Source organism: Nocardia cerradoensis NBRC 101014 (assembly GCF_000308535.1).
GTDB lineage: Bacteria > Actinomycetota > Actinomycetes > Mycobacteriales > Mycobacteriaceae > Nocardia > Nocardia cerradoensis.
In genome coordinates this window covers 1-2809 of record NZ_BAFW01000193.1, presented here as the reverse complement: position 1 = coordinate 2809, position 2809 = coordinate 1, and the positions used below count along the sequence as shown (strand labels likewise).

The following is a 2809-nucleotide window of genomic DNA, read 5'->3' as shown; positions in this document are numbered from 1 at the left end:
GGGCGGGCCCGGGCCCGGCCAGTTTGCCGGAGGTCTCCGGGGGCGCGTCGACCGTGCGCTTGCCCTGGGTTTCCTGGTCGTCCTGTTCGGCATCCGTGTGCGCGCCGGTGTTGTCGGGGTGGTTCATGCCGTGCGCGTACCCGCTCGGCGGTTGTCGAATCGCCGGCACGCCCCGATGAGCCGATCTGCTCGGTGGTGGTCCCGGAGGAAACCGTCACGTGCCTCGGACGGCCGTCAAGTTACTGACTGTTCCTCCTCGTTGTCTCCTGTTGCGCAGGGTGTGCCCACGAACTGCGCATAGATCAGGGCGGCGGTTGTATGCCGCCTCCGGCGATTCCCCTCCAATGTCGCTGTTGTGGAGAACTTTCCGGATTCCGACCGCGTCGATGTCCTGCAGGTCAATTCGCGCAAATCCGGCGACACTCGGCGACGAGAGTGATAAGTTATCTGTCATTCTCTCAATTGCGGCACTGCTCGCGCGGATGTCGCGGCAAAGCTGCCGAGTGATTCGGAGGTGTCACCGTGTCTCCGTATACACGCTGGAAATCCCTCGCGGCCGCCGGTCTGGTGGCGGTGACTTACGGCCTGGCGCAACTCGGCGGGAGCGCGCCCGCGCATGCGATGCCGTCCTGTCCGGGCCTGTATGTGCTCGCCGTTCCCGGCACCTGGGAAACCTCCGACGACGACCCGCGCAAAGGGATGCTCGCGGCGAGTGTGGACGCACTGCCGGGTGACGTCGGTGTCGGCTATGTCGCCTACACCGCGACGGCGTTCCCGTGGGAGGGCGAGGTGTACGGCCGCTCCAAGCGCGAAGCCGTCGACAAGGCCCGCGCCGCGGTGGCCGCGGTGACACAGTCGTGCGCCACGACCCGCATCGCGATTCTCGGCTACAGTCAGGGCGCCGATGCCGCGGGTGACCTCGCGGCCGAGATCGGCACCGGCCACGGTGTGGTGTCGCCCGACCGAATCGCGTTGGTGGGCTTGGTGTCCGATCCTCGCCGCGCACCCACCGACACGCTGATCGGCCCGCCGGTCGCCGGTGCCGGCGCGGGCGGACCGCGCCCCGGCGGATTCGGCCTGCTCGCCGCGCGCACCTACACGTTCTGTGCCGCCGGAGACCTGTATTGCGCGATGCCCGACGGAGATTTCGCGGGCCGCATCGCCGGATTCTTCGTGGAGATCTCGAATCCCGATCCGGCGCTGTTCGACCGGTACTCCCGGGATGCGGCCGATCTTCTCGATTCGGCGCTGGCCGCGGGAGGTCTCGGATTGCTGGCCGGTCAGCTCGACGCGAGCGCCGTGGACGAGCGCAAGGCCCAGATCGCGGAATTCGTGAATTCCGGTGTCCACCAGAGCTATCCGTTCTACGTGGTCGGGCCGGGTGGTGAGACGGCCCTGTCCTGGCTGCGCCGGCAACTGGTGGATCTGATAGGCAGGTGAGGTGGGTATGCGGGAAACGGCCGATCGCGGTGCGGTGGCGATCGTCGGTGCGGACGGGCCGCTCGGAAGTGTGATCGACCGCGTCTGTGAGCAGCAATCGGTGGCGGTGGTCGGCCGGGTGACTCGCAGAGGCTGGGTGATCGACGGGCCGCCGAGTGTGGTCATCGATGTCGGCTCGGCCGAAAACCTCTGGGACAGTGCCGAATTCTGTCAGCGATGGGGCAGCGCCCTGCTGTACTGCGCGGCGAACCGGGATCCCGACGGCTTCACCCGGTTGCGTGAGTTGAGTGCCGCCGTGCCGGTGGGGCTGGTCACGACCCTCGCCCGGCCGCAGACGCGGCTCGAGCTGGTGGCCGCGCAATTGCTCGGTGTCGCCGGGGAACTCGCGTCGGCGGTCCCCGGCTGGTATCCGATGGCGGACCGGTTCCGCGAAGCGAATTAGTCGGCGGGCGCGACGCGTTCGGTTTCCAGCTGCCGCCGCAGCAATTTCCCGGTCGCGTTGCGCGGCAGTTCGTCGACGAAGACGACGTCGCGCGGAACCTTGTGGCGAGCGAGATTCGCCTTGACGTAGTCGCGGATCTCCTCGGCGTCCACACTCGCCCCGGCGGTGCGAACAACGAAGGCGCGCAGCCGCTTTCCGAAATCGCGGTCGTCCACCCCGACCACCGCGGCCTCCGCGACGTCGGGCCGGTTCACCAGGAGGTTCTCGACCTCCAGCGGGTAGACGTTCTCACCGCCGGAGACGATCATGTCGTCGTCGCGGCCGTCGACGAACAGCCGGCCGTCGGCGTCGAAATGCCCGACGTCGCCGCTGCACAACAACCCGTCCACGATCTCCTTGTGCTGCCCGTCGGTGTATCCGGTGAAGCTGAGGCCACTGGAGACGAAGATCGTGCCCACCACACCGGGGGTGGTCACCGGATTGCGGTCGGAGTCGTAGATCGCGACCCGGCATCCGACCGGGGGACGGCCGACCGTACCCGGCGCCTCGCGCATGTCCTGCGGAGTCGCCACCGCCGCCACCGCGACCTCGGTCGAGGCGTACAGGTTGTAGAGCACCTCGCCGAAAACGTCCGCGGTGCGGCGGCTCAGATCCGGGGACACCGACGAACCGGCGGCGAAGATCACCTCCAGCGACGACGTGTCGTACTGCCGCAATACCGATTCGTCGAGATCGACGATGCGCTGCAACATCGTCGGCACCAGCACGAGGGTCGCGGCGCGGTATTGCGCCACCGCGGCGAGCGTGCGCGCCGGATCGAATTTGCGCTGCCGGAAGACTATTCGATTGCCCAGCGCCCAGCCCAGCGTGCACTGGGACAGTCCGGTGCCGTGGAAGATCGGGGCGGCCATCACCATCGTCTTCTCG

General features: G+C 68.0%; 3 protein-coding genes. 2 read left to right on the top strand and 1 reads right to left on the bottom strand.

Translation table 11 applies throughout. The features are described 5' to 3' along the window. The first annotated feature begins 522 nt into the window (after positions 1-522). Positions 523-1440 (top strand): cutinase family protein, encoded by a 918-nt coding sequence (locus ON23_RS20440; RefSeq protein WP_039780132.1) that lies wholly within the window; start codon positions 523-525, stop codon positions 1438-1440. 7 nt (positions 1441-1447) lie between these two features. Next, entirely contained in the window at positions 1448-1882 is a 435-nt protein-coding gene (locus ON23_RS20435; protein WP_157170253.1) for a hypothetical protein, read from the top strand. Here ON23_RS20435 and ON23_RS20430 read toward each other — a convergent pair. Further along, the coding region (locus ON23_RS20430) for an AMP-binding protein (protein ID WP_039780130.1) at positions 1879-2809 on the bottom strand (931 nt) is incomplete at its 5' end. The two genes, ON23_RS20435 and ON23_RS20430, sit on opposite strands and share 4 nt — an antisense overlap.